This window comes from Mesobacillus subterraneus, from assembly GCF_000934845.1.
GTDB classification, from domain to species: domain Bacteria; phylum Bacillota; class Bacilli; order Bacillales; family Cytobacillaceae; genus Mesobacillus; species Mesobacillus stamsii.
Genome location: NZ_JXIQ01000074.1, coordinates 1 through 14,743 on the forward strand (window position 1 = coordinate 1; position 14,743 = coordinate 14,743).

Consider the following 14,743-nt stretch of genomic DNA (forward strand, 5'->3'; position numbering starts at 1 on the left):
AGCGCCGATGGTAGTTGGGGGTTTCCCCCTGTGAGAGTAGGACGCCGCCGGGCAAACGAAAGAACAGCTAATATGGCTGTTCTTTTTTTTATTATTTTGCGATTGCGGGAAAGTTGAAGTATGAAGCCAAACATTTGGTTAACGCTGTCTTTTCAGGCTGACATGGTTTTAAATTCTGTTTTCCTCTATTAAAATATAATGTTGCTATTCGAATCGGCTGTTATTGATTCTAATGAAATCCTCATCTTCTTCAGGTTCATCTTCCTATGTTTTTACGGCATCATTAGCACTTCTTCTTTCATCACTTCAATGCCGCCCAGCAAAATTCTTATTTGATCTCCTTTGTAAAACTTGACTGTAATCAAGTTAATTGCTGACAGGATAATTTATCATTAGTTTAGTAGGAAAAGGATCATCAGGTTCTAAAAGGAGTGAATGGATGAACACGATAATCGTGTATACCAGTATGACGGGAAATACCGAACTCATTGCAAGGACACTCGCTAAACAATTAACAAATTTTGGGGAAAATGTTGAAATAAAAGATGCGATTGATACTTATGCGGATGAACTTTCTTCATTTGAGAGAATCCTTATCGGCAGCTATACATGGGGAGATGGTGATTTGCCTGATGAACTGCTGGATTTCTATGATGAATTAAAGACAACGGATTTATCCAGTAACATCGGTGCAGTGTTTGGAGCGGGTGATTCATCGTATCAGCATTTTGCCAGAGCGGTTGACCTATTAGAAGATACTCTGACCCAACAAGGCTGTTCTATTTTACAAAAGGGGCTAAAAATCGATCAATCTAAAGATCTCGACCTTCAAGAAGAATGTTTGGCTTTCACCCTTAAATTACTTAAGAAGGAAAATTAGGAGGTTATGACCATGTCAAAAGCAGTAATCCAATTAGAAACATTAACTTGCCCGTCCTGTATAAAAAAAATCAAAAACGTTTTATTAAAAACAACCAAACCCGTTCTTCCTTAAAGGACTTAATGGATTTGGCACCACAGGAAGCAGTTGTCATCCGCAATGCCACTACCGTGACCATTCCCGCAGAGGAGGTTGCCAAGGGAGATACGGTCATCATTCGATCTGGAGGAAAGATTCCTGTTGACGGAAAAATCATCTCAGGCCAGGCTTCCATTAATGAATCAACGGTAACAGGAGAACCTGTTCCGAAGTTCAAACAGACCGATTCCCAAGTTTTCAGCGGAACAATTATAGATGACGGATATATAGAAATGATAGCGGAAAACTAAGAAATGGAAGAGTCATCAAAGGAAAAGGCAACTGTGCTACAAAACACCTATTTCGCCATTAGAATTGTACTCGTTTTGCTCTTAGGTGTATTAAAGGGTTCTGTCCATCTCGCATTAGGCATGTTTGTCCATGAAGCGAGCGTCTTGCTCGTCATCCTAAATGGAATCCGATTAATGAAATTTAAGTTTCGTGGCTTATCGAAAAGAGCAGCTTTTATCCAAGCGGCGCCACTGAAAAGGGAGCAATGTCAATGACCGAAAAGAAACATCAGAGTACTTTCTGCTGCCAACATTCAGGAGGAAATGATCAGGCATGTGTTTCACTCGTACCTATTTTTAATCATCTTGAAAATGACCAATTGAATGAAATTATGCAGACCGTTAAATCAGTTCGCTTTAACAAAGGCGAATTCATTTATACAGCCGACGATGAGGTGGACTCCCTATATATTGTAAGTGAAGGAAAAATTAAAATTTTCCACTTATCAGAATCAGGCAAAGAACTGCTCATACGCGTTTTACAACCCGGAGATTTCACTGGTGAACTTGCTCTATTTCAAGATTCCATCCATAAAGGATTTGCCCAAACGGTAATTGATACCCAAGTTTGTGTGATCAAGCGCTCTATTTTACAGGAGCTTTTACTGAAATACCCTTCCATTTCCTTAAAAATTTTAGCGGAATTTGCAAGTCGTCTTGAAAAATCCGAAAAACAAACCATCCGGTACGCAACGGAGAAAGTGGAAACCAGAATTGCCTTATACCTTGCTGAGTGTATGCACATCACCCCTGCTTCCAATGAGATAAAGCTTCCCGTCAGCTACAAAGATCTAGCATCCTACTTAGGCACAACCCCGGAGAGCATCAGCCGGACATTAACCCGCTTTGAGGAACAAGGTTTTATAAAAAAGGAAAAACAGCACGTGCTTGAAATCCTCGATTTAGACGGATTGCTTCTGGTTTAACTCCACATTATAGTTATAAGAGTCTTATCGAATGATAAGGCTCTTTTGACTGCAGCTGACTATTACTTGAATAATGTTTTTCAGCAGAGAACGCCTTAACATTTTCAAACTTTACCGGCCACAAACAAAATTATCCCAGCAAGATCATAAATTAGCGTGATTCCTGAATGAAACCGCTTTATTAATCGTTCAAAAATGTTCACACTGTTTTCGAGCGAAAATAAGGTAAAATGGAGGTATAAATTTATGTGATTAACTTCACAATCACTGAAACAAAAAGGAGTTCCTCATGGCCTATTTCAAACCTGAAAAAATAATGGAAATCACCATTGGAAACGGTGTAAAGAAAACTAAATATCCTCTGTTGCAAACATACATTCTCGGTTTCGAAGCAGGAGCGTTTATCGCATTGGGGTATCTGCTATATATCAGGATTACTGCCCCACTAATCGGGCCTTTGGAAGGGCTCAGCACCTTAATTGGCGCATCCGTGTTTCCCATCGGTCTTATTCTGACACTGCTCGCTGGCGGAGAGCTGCTGACGGGAAATATGATGACGGTGCCCCTTGCTAAGTTTGCCCACGAAATCAGTGCCGGCAAGGTTTTGAAAAACTGGACTCTGATCACTGTAAGCAATTTTTTCGGGGCGATTTTTATCGCCTATGTGTTTGGCCATTTGACCGGTCTTACGGAAACCGGAATCTTCCTTGAAAAAACCGTTCACATCGTCGAACATAAGTTAGATGCAACCTTTCTTGAAGCATTTCTGTCAGGTATCGGCTGTAATTGGCTTGTCGCAGCAGCCGTTTGGCTTTCCTACGGTGCAGAGGATATGGCTGGCAAGATTTTCGCTATCTGGTTCCCCACGATGGCCTTTGTGGCCATTGGCTTTCAGCACGTGGTTGCAAATATGTTTGTCATCCCAGCAGCAATATTTGCCGGCCATTTCACCTGGCTCGATTACCTCGATAATTTTGTGCCGGTGTTCCTTGGAAATGCGGTGGGTGGTACGATCTTTGTGGCGATGGCCTACTGGTTCGCCTATCAAAAGCAGGAAGGAAAACCGAACATTCAACCTGTACCCCTAAAGAAAGCCAAAATATGATTCGGAATTTTTAACGATTGATCTGGACTGAATTAATCACTTCCATTCAACACATGCCAATGATTCCAGAGAGAACATAGATATTTTTCCACAGCCTTTCTTGAATGCCGGTAAAAAAGCGTCTTTCACTCTCCGCTTCTGCCCTTCAGTTTGCCAGCCCTTTTATGAATCAGTCTTTCAATAGCGGAACCTGGCTTCTGTTGGATTGTCATTTTTCACGAAATACATAATCAGTTTGCCATTCATGAAAGGGATTCACGGCTTTTTCCATTTGCTGTAGATTTAGCACATTTTCGATCTAATGTGTGGTGTGTTGTTAAATGTGTCCCGATACGAGTTTCCACATGTTATAAAATGGGTATAATAACCAACACATCCTCATGTTTAGGCATACATTATTTTAACGAAAATAATTCAGGATGCATTCATTGCATTGAAAACAATTTTTTTATATAATTAAGGTCAAATATAGTCAAAGTCAGAATGGGGGAGGTTTAGTGAGGAATATATCGGACATCATCGAACATTACCTAAAACAGGTTTTAGAAATGAGCGATAAGGATATCGTGGAAATCAAGCGAAATGAAATCGCCGATAAATTTCAGTGCGTGCCGTCCCAGATCAATTATGTTATCAATACAAGGTTCACGATTGAAAGAGGCTATCTTGTTGAGAGCAAACGGGGTGGCGGTGGCTACATCCGGATCATCAAAGTCCAGGCTTATGATCATGCACATTTGATTGATGATTTACTGTCTTTGATTCAGTCACGAATTTCGCAAAGTAGCGCTGAGCATGTTATCTTCCGTCTTGTGGAGGAAGATGTGGTCACCGGCCGTGAGGCAAAGATCATGCTGAGCGTGCTCGATCGGTCCGTCCTGTATATAGAGCTGCCGCAGCGGGATGAGCTGAGAGCGAGAATGTTGAAGGCAATGCTAATGGCAATAAAATATAAATAATTATAAAAAAGCAAACAAAGAGGTGATGGCGTTGATTTGCCAAGAGTGCAATCAAAGGCCGGCTACACTGCACTTTACGAATTACTCAAATGGAGAAAAATCGGAGCTTCATTTGTGTGAACAGTGCGCCCAGGAAAAAGGGGAGTTGTTCATGATGAACAATGGTCCGGCTTTTTCGATCAATAGCTTGCTGGCTGGTTTATTGAATATGGAGCCTGCTTTTGAACAAAAGAAGGAAACGTTTAAGATGGATCAAGTATCTCAGTGTCCACAGTGTTCGATGACTTTTCCGCAGTTTGTGAAGATCGGCCGGTTTGGCTGTGCAACTTGTTACGATGCTTTTCGAGAGCAATTGACACCCATTGTCAGAAGGCTGCAGAGCGGAAATGAAACGCATAATGGAAAAATACCGAAAAGGATCGGCGGTGACCTTCATTTAAGGAAGACACTTGATCATTTAAAGCAAATTTTAAAGCACCAAATTTCAGAGGAAGAATTTGAGCAAGCTGCCGGAACGAGGGATCAGATCAGGGAACTCGAACGGAAATTATCTGCAAGTCAAGAGGGAGGGGAGTAGCATTGTCATTAGAGAAATTCATTAATCAGGCTGTTAGCTCCTGGATGAGCGATGATGGTCCTGATTCCGATATTATTCTAAGCTCTCGCATTCGCTTTGCACGAAACCTTGATGAATTTAATTTTCCTACCTTGTTTACTAATGGAGAGGCAGAGGCGGTTATTGGCACGATCATGGAACGTGCCAGCCAAACTTCTGCCGCTGGCTTTGGACAGCTTGAACTGATTAAAATGGCTGAGATTCCACCTTTGAAGAAAAGGGTTTTAGTTGAGAAGCATTTAATCAGCCCAAATCTAGCGGAAAATTCTGTTCATGGTGCAGTGCTCCTATCGGGAAATGAAAAAATCAGCATCATGATTAATGAAGAGGATCACATCCGAATTCAATGTTTGTTCCCAGGCTTCCAGCTGACGGAAGCTTTAAAGGCCGCCAATGAAATCGATGATTGGCTGGAAGGGTATGTGAATTATGCGTTTGATGAAAAATTCGGCTATTTGACGAGCTGTCCAACGAATGCAGGAACTGGCCTGAGAGCATCGGTAATGATGCACCTGCCAGGGCTCGTTTTAACGCAGCAAATGAATCGGATTGTACCGGCGATTAATCAGCTAGGTTTGGTGGTAAGAGGTATTTACGGAGAGGGCAGTGAAGCGTTAGGAAATATTTTTCAAATATCGAACCAAATCACACTTGGAAAATCAGAAGTCGATATTGTAGATGATTTGCAAAGTGTCGTCAGGCAGATAATATTTCAGGAAAGGTCGGCGCGGGAAGCATTAGCCCAAACTTCGAACATACAATTAGAAGATAGGGTGTTTCGCTCTTACGGAACGCTTGCCTACAGCAGAGTCATTGAGACAAAGGAAGCTGCTCGATGCCTGTCTGACTTAAGGCTTGGGATCGATATGGGGTATATTAAAAATATATCGAAATCCATTTTGAATGAATTGATGATTTTGACTCAGCCGGGCTTTTTGCAATCATATGCGGGAGGGCCGCTAAAACCGAATGAACGCGATATCCGCAGAGCTGCTTTAATAAGAGAACGATTGAAAATGGAGACAAAAGACGAGTTAGGAGGATGATCTTATGATGTTTGGACGATTTACAGAGAGAGCACAAAAGGTATTGGCTCTGGCACAGGAAGAGGCAATCCGCCTTGGACATAACAATATTGGTACAGAACACATCTTACTTGGTCTTGTTCGGGAAGGGGAGGGCATAGCAGCAAAAGCTCTTTACGGTCTCGGCCTTGGCGCTGAGAAGATTCAGACAGAAGTTGAAAACTTGATAGGCCGTGGCCAGGAAACGACGCAGACAATCCACTATACTCCTAGAGCCAAGAAGGTGATTGAACTTTCCATGGACGAGGCGAGAAAGCTTGGGCATTCTTATGTTGGCACAGAGCATATTCTCCTTGGTTTGATTCGGGAGGGAGAGGGCGTTGCAGCCAGAGTATTGAATAATCTTGGCGTCAGCCTCAATAAGGCCCGCCAACAGGTTCTGCAGCTGCTTGGCAGCAATGAAACAACCGGACAGCAGGGAGGCAATGCGACGAACGCCAATACCCCGACGCTAGATAGCTTGGCTAGGGATTTGACGGCTATTGCAAGAGAAGGAAGCCTGGACCCGGTTATTGGGCGAAGCAAGGAAATCCAGCGTGTCATTGAAGTTCTAAGCAGACGGACAAAAAACAATCCTGTATTGATCGGGGAACCTGGTGTCGGGAAAACAGCGATTGCAGAAGGCTTGGCACAGCAAATTGTCCATAATGAGATACCGGAGATCCTTCGTGACAAGCGTGTCATGACGCTTGATATGGGAACGGTTGTTGCGGGCACGAAATATCGCGGTGAGTTTGAGGACCGCTTAAAAAAGGTCATGGATGAAATCCGCCAAGCGGGAAATATTATTCTATTCATCGATGAACTTCACACGCTGATCGGTGCAGGTGGAGCGGAGGGTGCGATTGATGCTTCCAATATCCTTAAGCCTTCATTGGCTCGTGGAGAGCTGCAGTGTATCGGTGCAACCACGCTTGATGAATACCGTAAATACATCGAAAAGGATGCGGCACTAGAGCGACGTTTCCAGCCGATTACAGTGAATGAGCCAACTGCAGAGGAGTCAGTGCAGATTTTAAAAGGCCTTCGTGACCGCTATGAAGCTCACCACAGAGTATCAATCACAGATGAGGCAATCGAAGCGGCGGTAAAACTTTCAGATCGTTATATTTCAGACCGTTTCCTTCCAGATAAAGCGATTGACCTGATTGACGAAGCTGGTTCCAAGGTGCGACTCCGTTCTTATACAACACCGCCAAACCTTAAGGAACTTGAAGTGAAGCTTGAGGAAGTGCGCAAGGAAAAAGATGCTTCTGTTCAAAGCCAGGAGTTTGAAAAAGCGGCATCACTGAGAGACACAGAACAGCGTCTGCGTGAGCAGCTTGAAAATACGAAAAAGACATGGAAAGAAAAACAAGGCAAGGAAAATAGCGAGGTTACCGTAGAAGACATTGCGAGCGTTGTCTCTAGCTGGACGAATATCCCTGTTTCAAAGCTGGCACAAGCGGAAACAGATAGACTGTTGAATCTTGAAGAAATCCTTCACTCACGTGTGATTGGACAGGATGAAGCGGTCAAGGCAGTTTCAAAAGCTGTCAGACGGGCACGTGCTGGCTTGAAGGATCCGAAACGCCCAATTGGTTCATTCATTTTCCTTGGGCCAACAGGGGTAGGGAAAACGGAATTGGCGAGGGCGCTGGCCGAGTCGATGTTTGGTGATGAGGACGCGATGATCCGTGTCGATATGTCTGAGTATATGGAAAAGCATTCGACCTCCCGTCTGGTCGGTTCGCCTCCAGGCTATGTAGGCTATGATGAAGGCGGTCAGCTGACGGAAAAGGTCCGCAGGAAGCCATATTCCGTCATTTTGCTCGACGAAATTGAAAAAGCACATCCTGATGTATTTAATATTTTGTTGCAAGTTCTTGAGGATGGCCGTTTGACAGATTCTAAAGGTCGCGCAGTCGATTTCCGCAATACCATCGTGATTCTGACGTCCAATGTCGGTGCCGAAGCGCTGAAGCGCAATAAATATGTCGGCTTCAATATTCAGGATGGCGAGCAGAGTTACAAGGATATGAAGGGAAAAGTGATGGAAGAATTGAAAAAAGCCTTCCGTCCTGAATTCCTGAACCGGATCGATGAAATTATCGTATTCCATGCTCTTGAGAAACCGCATCTGAAAGAAATCGTGACATTGATGTCCGACCAGCTTGTGAAGCGTTTGAAGGAACAGGAAATCACACTCGAGCTCACCGAAGCGGCAAAAGAGAAGATTTCTGAGGAAGGCTATGATCCGGAATACGGCGCACGGCCATTGCGGAGAGCGATTCAGAAGCATATCGAAGACCAGCTGTCAGAAGAGCTGCTAAAAGGAACCGTTCTGACGGGGCAGAATGTGGTGATTGATGTCGAGGAAGGCAAGTTCGTCGTCAAGACTCCGGAAAAATCTGCAAAGGCTTAATTTCGCATAACATGCGAAATGAAACAGAGGGTATACGTAAAAACATGCGTGTACCCCTTTTTTTTCAAAAAAAAATTTAAAGAGGCTAAAAATATGGCTAAAAGAAAAACAAAATTTATGTGTCAGGAATGCGGCTATGAATCTCCGAAATGGATGGGGAAATGTCCAGGATGCGGACAATGGAATAAAATGGTTGAGGAGGTAGAAAGTGTTGGCTCGACAAGAAGAGGGGCGTTTGCCAACACAGGAAATACCACACTCGCGGCGAAGGCAACCCCGATCACAGCTATCGAAACGATTAGTGAGCCAAGGGTAAAGACAGATCTTAACGAATTGAACCGTGTGCTTGGCGGAGGTGTTGTCAGAGGATCGCTTGTCTTGATTGGCGGGGATCCAGGGATCGGAAAATCCACGCTTCTTCTCCAGGTATCCTATCAACTGGCGAAAAAAGCTCATTCTGTTTTGTATATTTCTGGCGAAGAATCAATGAGGCAGACAAAGCTGCGTGCGGATCGGCTTGGTGTGACATCTGACAATCTGCTGATCTATTCAGAAACGAACCTGCATGAGATCAGCCTGACGATTGATAATAGCAATCCTGATTTTGTGATTGTCGATTCCATTCAGACCATATTTCACCCGGAAGTTACCTCTGCACCAGGAAGTGTGTCACAGGTAAGGGAATGTACGGCGGAGCTGATGCGCATTGCAAAGACAAAAGGCATCGCCATCTTCATCGTCGGGCACGTAACGAAGGAAGGGTCCATTGCTGGTCCAAGACTGCTTGAGCATATAGTGGATACGGTTCTTTATTTTGAGGGAGAAAGGCACCATACATACAGAATTCTCAGGGCGGTAAAAAATCGATTTGGCTCAACGAATGAGATGGGAATTTTTGAGATGAAAGAAGCAGGACTAGAGGAAGTGGCGAACCCATCGGAGATCTTTTTGGAAGAACGGTCGCAAGGGGCTTCCGGTTCAACAGTTGTTGCTTCGATGGAAGGAACGCGGCCGGTCCTAGTTGAAATCCAGGCGCTGATATCGCCAACAAGTTTTGGGAATCCCCGGCGGATGGCAACCGGAATTGACCATAATCGGGTGTCTTTATTAATGGCAGTGCTGGAAAAGCGCGTTGGGTTGTTTTTAGCCAACCAGGATGCATATTTGAAGGTGGCTGGCGGAGTAAAGCTGGATGAACCGGCGATTGATCTTGCCGTCGCAGTGAGCATTGCTTCGAGTTTTCGAGACAAGCCAACTCGCGCCTCCGATTGCATCATTGGTGAGGTTGGTCTTACTGGGGAAGTGCGCAGGGTATCAAGGATCGAGCAGCGTGTTCAAGAAGCGGCGAAGCTTGGCTTTGAACGAATTATTTTACCGGAAAACAATCTTGGCGGCTGGACTCCTCCAAAGGGAGTCGAGTTAATTGGGGTATCATCGGTCAGTCAGGCACTTAAAGTCAGCATAGACGGTTGATCGATTAGAACAAAAGAAGCTGAAAGATAAATGTGTGGGTGAATCCTCCAGTTCAACGACCAATACGCCGCTGAGAGACGTAAACGATATCGTTCTCTTGGAGAGTGAAAATGCGTCTTTAAGTCTGTAATGGGCAAATTAGGTGACGCGATCCTTCTTAACGAGACGAGCAGAGGCCAAATGCAATTCCAACATTGGTGGTTTCCTATTTATTGACACTTGCATTTGCCAATGCTAATTTATAGTAGAGATGACTTTGGCAAATTACCAAGCTTCTTTTTTGAAAATGACGCCAACAAGCAACTTTATAAAAGATTGAAACAGTTAATTAGATTGCATATGAAAAGTTTTCAAAGATGCAGGGTTTCAAATTTTAGAAGTTGTTTATAATGAGTAAAAGGAGGTGAAAGGATGTTAAGACGTATCATTCAAGCCTGCTTCCTGATTATTGGGGGAACGCTTGGTATATTCTTAATTCCTGATTTATTATTTTTGATGAATGCGGGAGAAATGACTCTCATCAACAATCCTTATGTTACAGCTGTTATAGGCGCACTTATTTTTTATCTTCTTACTTTCTGGGCCGTGGATCCAGTGACCAATTTTGTGAAGTGGGCGGAAGAATCGCTGATCAAGGCACCCATTACGGATGTCCTATTCGGCAGTGTCGGGCTTTTCTTTGGGTTGCTCGTGGCATTTTTGGTTGGATTTGCGTTGAATGCCATCCAGGTGCCAGTCGTAAATACGGTTGCCCCGACGCTCTTGACACTTTTATTTGGTTATCTAGGATTCCAGGTCGGCTTTAAAAAACGGGATGAACTGCTTGGTTTATTTTCAAAGTCGAAGAAAAAGGGCACAGAAGAAGAGACGGAAAAAGAAGAACGCTCAAGGGAATGGAAAATTCTCGATACTAGTGTAATTATTGATGGAAGGGTTGCTGACATCTGTCAGACGGGATTCCTTGAAGGAATAATCGTAATCCCGCAGTTTGTCCTCGAAGAACTTCAGCATATTGCCGATTCATCAGATGTGTTGAAGCGTAATCGCGGTCGACGCGGATTGGACAGCCTTAATCGGATTCAAAAGGAATTGAAGGTGAAGGTTGAAATTTATGAAGGGGATTTTGATGACATCCAAGAAGTCGACAGCAAATTGGTCAAACTGGCCAAGCTGACAAACGGCGTCGTCGTCACGAATGATTTCAACTTGAACAAAGTCTGTGAGCTGCAAAAGGTGGCCGTTTTGAATATCAACGATCTCGCCAATGCGGTTAAACCAGTCGTTTTGCCTGGGGAAGAGTTGAACATTCAAGTCATTAAGGATGGAAAAGAGCATAACCAGGGGATCGCCTATCTTGATGATGGCACTATGATCGTTGTCGAAGAAGGCCGTGATTTCATTGGGAAGCGCATTGAAGTGCTTGTGACAAGTGTCCTGCAGACATCAGCAGGAAGAATGATCTTTGCGAAACCTAAGCTTATGGAAAAAAGCGTCATCAGTTGAGTTGTAACAAAAAAAATAGCCTTATGGGCAGTTGATCCCCGCTTCCTTCACCGGTACCATTGAAGGCTGAAGCAGGGCTTCGGCTGCCCCCTTCGTATGTTAAGGATTATTTTTTCAGAAAGAAAATAGATAGGAGTTTCGTTATGTCGTATCACGTCATTATTCCAGCAGCGGGGCTTGGCAAAAGGATGGGTGCAGGGATAAACAAGCTGCTGCTGACTTTGGATGCCATCCCGATTCTCATTCATACGCTTAAGGTGTTTGAAGCCGATCCCCGGTGTTCAGACATTATTCTCGCCGCTCATCCTGATGATGAGCAAGCGTTTAAATCTTTACTCAAAGAGCATGGTATCCAAAAGGTATCTTCCCTTGTTACTGGAGGAAAAGAAAGACAGGACAGTGTATACAACGGGTTGATGGCACTAAATAACTTGGATGAAATCGTCCTTGTCCACGATGGAGCTCGCCCTTTCATTGAAATTGAAACGATCCACAAGCTTGTGGATGCAGCAAATAAGGATGGAGCGGCAATTGTCGCTGTTCCTGTGAAAGATACAATTAAAAAAGCAACCGACAACCAGGTCATAGAAACAATTGAACGCTCCAGTCTGTGGTCAGTCCAGACCCCACAGGCGTTTCGGTCCTCGGTTTTGCTCGAAGCCCATAACAAGGCAGCGAGGGAGCAATTCATCGGTACAGACGAATCAAGCCTCGTTGAACGAATTCCCCATCCCGTCAGCATCATAGAAGGAAATTATGATAATATAAAGCTGACAACGCCAGTAGATTTATATTTTGCCGAAGCCATTCTGCGCAAGTGGAAGGAATCGGGAATTTGATAGCAGCGGGAAAAATAGCGTTTTTTAAAAGGAGTTATCATTATGTTTCGAATAGGGCAAGGTTTTGATGTGCATCAACTGACGGAAGGCCGGCCGCTGATCATTGGAGGAATCACGATTCCATATGAAAAAGGGCTGCTTGGCCATTCGGATGCTGATGTGCTTTTGCATACGGTAGCAGATGCATGCCTGGGAGCAATCGGCGCTGGAGATATAGGCCGTCATTTTCCGGATACTGACCCTGAATTCAAGGACGCCGATTCAGCAAAATTACTGGAGCATGTTTGGCAGCTTGTGAAGGAAAGAGGCTATGAACTCGTTAATATCGACTGTACCATCATCGCCCAGCAGCCAAAAATGGCGCCGCATATTCAAGCGATGCGTGAAAGGATCGCAGCATTGCTTGAGGGAAGTCTGGAACAGGTGAACGTTAAGGCGACGACAACTGAAAAGCTTGGATTCCCGGGTAGGGGAGAAGGGATCGCTTCCCAGGCAACCATATTGTTGAAGCTGTCAGAGAAATAAACTCACCGTTTCTAGCGCTTTATCTAGCGAAAAGGATACAATAATCGACAGCAATATTAGAGGAGGATTCACTATGTCATCAGCTATTCGAGTGCGTTACGCGCCGAGTCCGACTGGACATTTACATATTGGGAATGCCCGTACCGCATTATTCAATTATCTATTCGCACGCAACAAAGGTGGAAAGTTCATTATCCGTATAGAAGATACAGATAAAAAACGCAATATCGAAGGCGGAGAGCAGAGTCAGCTGAAATACCTTCAGTGGCTAGGAATCGACTGGGACGAGAGCGTCGATGTTGGCGGCGAATATGGACCATACCGCCAGTCAGAACGAAACCATATTTATGAAAAGTACAATCAAGAGCTTTTGGATAATGGTCATGCCTATAAATGCTACTGCACCGAAGAGGAGCTGGAGGCAGAGCGCGAGGAGCAGACTGCACGAAATGAGACGCCTCATTATTCAGGGCGATGCCGCAATCTAACTTCGGAACAGCGCAAGCAGTTAGAACAGGAAGGACGCCAGCCAAGCCTTCGCTTCAAAATGCCTGCAGATAAAATTTTAAAGTTCGATGATCTGGTAAAAGGCAATGTGAGCTTTGAATCAGACGGCATGGGTGATTTTGTCATCGTTAAAAAGGATGGCACACCTACCTATAACTATGCGGTTGTTGTGGATGATCACTTGATGAAAATTTCTCATGTTCTTCGCGGAGATGATCATATTTCTAACACACCAAAGCAGCTTGTGATTTATGAAGCCCTTGGCTGGGAACCGCCTGTATTTGGCCATATGACTCTGATTGTCAACGAAAGCCGCAAAAAGCTGAGCAAGCGCGATGAATCGATTATTCAGTTCATTGAGCAGTACGAGGAGCTTGGCTATTTGCCTGAAGCGTTGTTCAACTTTATCACTCTGCTTGGATGGTCTCCATCGGGTGAAGAAGAAATTTATTCAAAGGAAGAGTTTATCGAGATTTTTGATCCCGCCAGACTTTCCAAATCTCCTGCTCTTTTTGACCAGCAAAAACTTGCCTGGATGAACAATCAATATATGAAAAAGGCGGAGTTGGATCGGGTTGTCGAACTTGCACTCCCGCACCTCGTTAAAGCTGGAAAAGTGAATAAGGATCGCACTCCAGAACAGGAAGTCTGGGTACGCAATCTCATTTCGCTGTATCATGATAAAATGAGCTATGGTGCAGAAATCGTCGAGATGGCTGATTTATTTTTCCGCGAAGAGGTAAACTATGATGCGGAAGCGAAAGAAGTACTTGCGGGCGAGCAGGTTCCTGAAGTGCTGCAAGCGTTTCTTAGTGAAATCGACCAGCTTGAAGAATTCAAGGCCGATGGGATCAAGGCAGTGGTAAAAGCAGTCCAAAAAGGAACTGGCCATAAAGGTCAGAAGCTGTTCATGCCAATCCGCGCCGCTGCAACAGGACAGACACATGGACCGGACCTAATGCTGGCGATGGAACTAATCGGAAAAGACAAGGTAAAACAACGGGTTCAAAAGCTTTTAAGCTAATAACTATTTTAAGCCATTTTAGTTAACAGAAATGGAAAAATGTTATATAGTAAGAGTAATTGTATATAACCAAAGTGTAGAAGAGGAAAAGTAGAAGGATGACGCTTATTAGAGAGAACCATCACCGGCTGAAAGTGGTTCAGGCCTCTCGTTTTTTGAAATGCACCTCAGAGTCCCAATGCGAAAGGGTAGCATGCCTTAGTAGTATCGGGCGGGACCTCCCGTTACCAGATGAAAGTTGAGGCTACGCTGTTTCAAGGCGGCCTAAACAGAGTGGAACCGCGCATACAAAGCGTCTCTGTCGTCTACGACAGGGGCGCTTTTTATATGGTGTACTAGCCGGCGGGTTGGACGTGTGCCCGAAAAAGCTGGATTCAGGAGAGATCGGTCACAAAAACAAGGAATATGTGCCCGAAAAAGCCGGAGGAGCAAGAGATGGGTCACAAAAATAAGGAATATGTGCCCGAAA

Annotated in this window: 14 protein-coding genes and 1 other annotated feature; all 14 genes read left to right on the top strand. The window is 44.3% G+C overall.

From position 1 onward, the window contains the following. Positions 1–439 precede the first annotated feature (439 nt). The 14 genes from UB32_RS09235 to gltX all read left to right on the top strand — a co-directional run bounded on the left by UB32_RS09235 (position 440) and on the right by gltX (position 14,274). On the top strand, positions 440–880 hold the full coding sequence (locus tag UB32_RS09235; RefSeq protein WP_044393145.1) for a flavodoxin: 441 nt from the start codon (positions 440–442) through the stop codon (positions 878–880). Positions 881–1,002: 122 nt separating this feature from the next. After that, complete coding sequence (locus UB32_RS09240) at positions 1,003–1,269, top strand: cation-translocating P-type ATPase (RefSeq protein WP_084221784.1); 267 nt, start codon at positions 1,003–1,005, stop codon at positions 1,267–1,269. A gap of 3 nt (positions 1,270–1,272) precedes the next feature. Then, a complete protein-coding gene (locus UB32_RS09245; RefSeq protein WP_044393148.1) occupies positions 1,273–1,524 on the top strand; it encodes a hypothetical protein in 252 nt (83 codons plus the stop codon). Beyond that, positions 1,521–2,234 (top strand): Crp/Fnr family transcriptional regulator, encoded by a 714-nt coding sequence (locus tag UB32_RS09250; RefSeq protein ID WP_044393149.1) that lies wholly within the window; start codon positions 1,521–1,523, stop codon positions 2,232–2,234. The genes UB32_RS09245 and UB32_RS09250 overlap by 4 nt, the downstream gene beginning before the upstream one ends. 289 nt (positions 2,235–2,523) lie before the next feature. Further along, positions 2,524–3,339 carry a formate/nitrite transporter family protein gene (locus UB32_RS09255; protein ID WP_044393150.1) on the top strand — a complete coding sequence of 272 codons (816 nt, stop codon included), beginning with the start codon at positions 2,524–2,526 and terminating at the stop codon, positions 3,337–3,339. A 497-nt stretch (positions 3,340–3,836) separates the two neighbouring features. Beyond that, complete coding sequence (locus UB32_RS09260; protein WP_044393151.1) at positions 3,837–4,298, top strand: CtsR family transcriptional regulator; 462 nt, start codon at positions 3,837–3,839, stop codon at positions 4,296–4,298. Positions 4,299–4,449: 151 nt separating this feature from the next. Continuing rightward, positions 4,450–4,875 (top strand): hypothetical protein, encoded by a 426-nt coding sequence (locus UB32_RS09265; protein WP_307192671.1) that lies wholly within the window; start codon positions 4,450–4,452, stop codon positions 4,873–4,875. 2 nt (positions 4,876–4,877) lie between these two features. Beyond that, positions 4,878–5,960, top strand: a complete 1,083-nt coding sequence (locus UB32_RS09270) for a protein arginine kinase (protein ID WP_044393154.1) — start codon at positions 4,878–4,880, stop codon at positions 5,958–5,960. 4 nt (positions 5,961–5,964) lie between these two features. Continuing rightward, entirely contained in the window at positions 5,965–8,403 is a 2,439-nt protein-coding gene (clpC, locus tag UB32_RS09275) for an ATP-dependent protease ATP-binding subunit ClpC (RefSeq protein ID WP_044393156.1), read from the top strand. Between the two features lie 93 nt (positions 8,404–8,496). Next, positions 8,497–9,876: a DNA repair protein RadA gene (radA, locus tag UB32_RS09280; RefSeq protein WP_044393158.1), complete on the top strand. Its 1,380-nt coding sequence runs from the start codon at positions 8,497–8,499 to the stop codon at positions 9,874–9,876. Positions 9,877–10,287: 411 nt separating this feature from the next. Further along, a complete protein-coding gene (locus UB32_RS09285; protein ID WP_044393160.1) occupies positions 10,288–11,379 on the top strand; it encodes a PIN/TRAM domain-containing protein in 1,092 nt (363 codons plus the stop codon). 143 nt (positions 11,380–11,522) lie between these two features. After that, complete coding sequence (ispD, locus tag UB32_RS09290; protein WP_044393161.1) at positions 11,523–12,218, top strand: 2-C-methyl-D-erythritol 4-phosphate cytidylyltransferase; 696 nt, start codon at positions 11,523–11,525, stop codon at positions 12,216–12,218. 42 nt (positions 12,219–12,260) lie between these two features. Continuing rightward, positions 12,261–12,743 carry a 2-C-methyl-D-erythritol 2,4-cyclodiphosphate synthase gene (gene ispF / locus UB32_RS09295; protein ID WP_044393163.1) on the top strand — a complete coding sequence of 161 codons (483 nt, stop codon included), beginning with the start codon at positions 12,261–12,263 and terminating at the stop codon, positions 12,741–12,743. Between the two features lie 73 nt (positions 12,744–12,816). Beyond that, positions 12,817–14,274 (top strand): glutamate--tRNA ligase, encoded by a 1,458-nt coding sequence (gene gltX, locus UB32_RS09300; protein ID WP_044393165.1) that lies wholly within the window; start codon positions 12,817–12,819, stop codon positions 14,272–14,274. A 68-nt stretch (positions 14,275–14,342) separates the two neighbouring features. Continuing rightward, positions 14,343–14,577, top strand: a binding site (T-box leader). The last annotated feature ends 166 nt before the right edge of the window (positions 14,578–14,743 follow it).

What these genes read in the sequence shown, in the direction of transcription:
- UB32_RS09235 (WP_044393145.1), top strand. Translation starts at nt 440, where the DNA reads ATGAACACGATAATCGTGTATACCAGTATGACGGGAAATACCGAACTC.
- UB32_RS09240 (WP_084221784.1), top strand. Translation starts at nt 1,003, where the DNA reads ATGGATTTGGCACCACAGGAAGCAGTTGTCATCCGCAATGCCACTACC.
- UB32_RS09245 (WP_044393148.1), top strand. Translation starts at nt 1,273, where the DNA reads ATGGAAGAGTCATCAAAGGAAAAGGCAACTGTGCTACAAAACACCTAT.
- UB32_RS09250 (WP_044393149.1), top strand. Translation starts at nt 1,521, where the DNA reads ATGACCGAAAAGAAACATCAGAGTACTTTCTGCTGCCAACATTCAGGA.
- UB32_RS09255 (WP_044393150.1), top strand. Translation starts at nt 2,524, where the DNA reads ATGGCCTATTTCAAACCTGAAAAAATAATGGAAATCACCATTGGAAAC.
- UB32_RS09265 (WP_307192671.1), top strand. Translation starts at nt 4,450, where the DNA reads ATGATGAACAATGGTCCGGCTTTTTCGATCAATAGCTTGCTGGCTGGT.
- clpC (WP_044393156.1), top strand. Translation starts at nt 5,965, where the DNA reads ATGATGTTTGGACGATTTACAGAGAGAGCACAAAAGGTATTGGCTCTG.
- radA (WP_044393158.1), top strand. Translation starts at nt 8,497, where the DNA reads ATGGCTAAAAGAAAAACAAAATTTATGTGTCAGGAATGCGGCTATGAA.
- UB32_RS09285 (WP_044393160.1), top strand. Translation starts at nt 10,288, where the DNA reads ATGTTAAGACGTATCATTCAAGCCTGCTTCCTGATTATTGGGGGAACG.
- ispD (WP_044393161.1), top strand. Translation starts at nt 11,523, where the DNA reads ATGTCGTATCACGTCATTATTCCAGCAGCGGGGCTTGGCAAAAGGATG.
- ispF (WP_044393163.1), top strand. Translation starts at nt 12,261, where the DNA reads ATGTTTCGAATAGGGCAAGGTTTTGATGTGCATCAACTGACGGAAGGC.
- gltX (WP_044393165.1), top strand. Translation starts at nt 12,817, where the DNA reads ATGTCATCAGCTATTCGAGTGCGTTACGCGCCGAGTCCGACTGGACAT.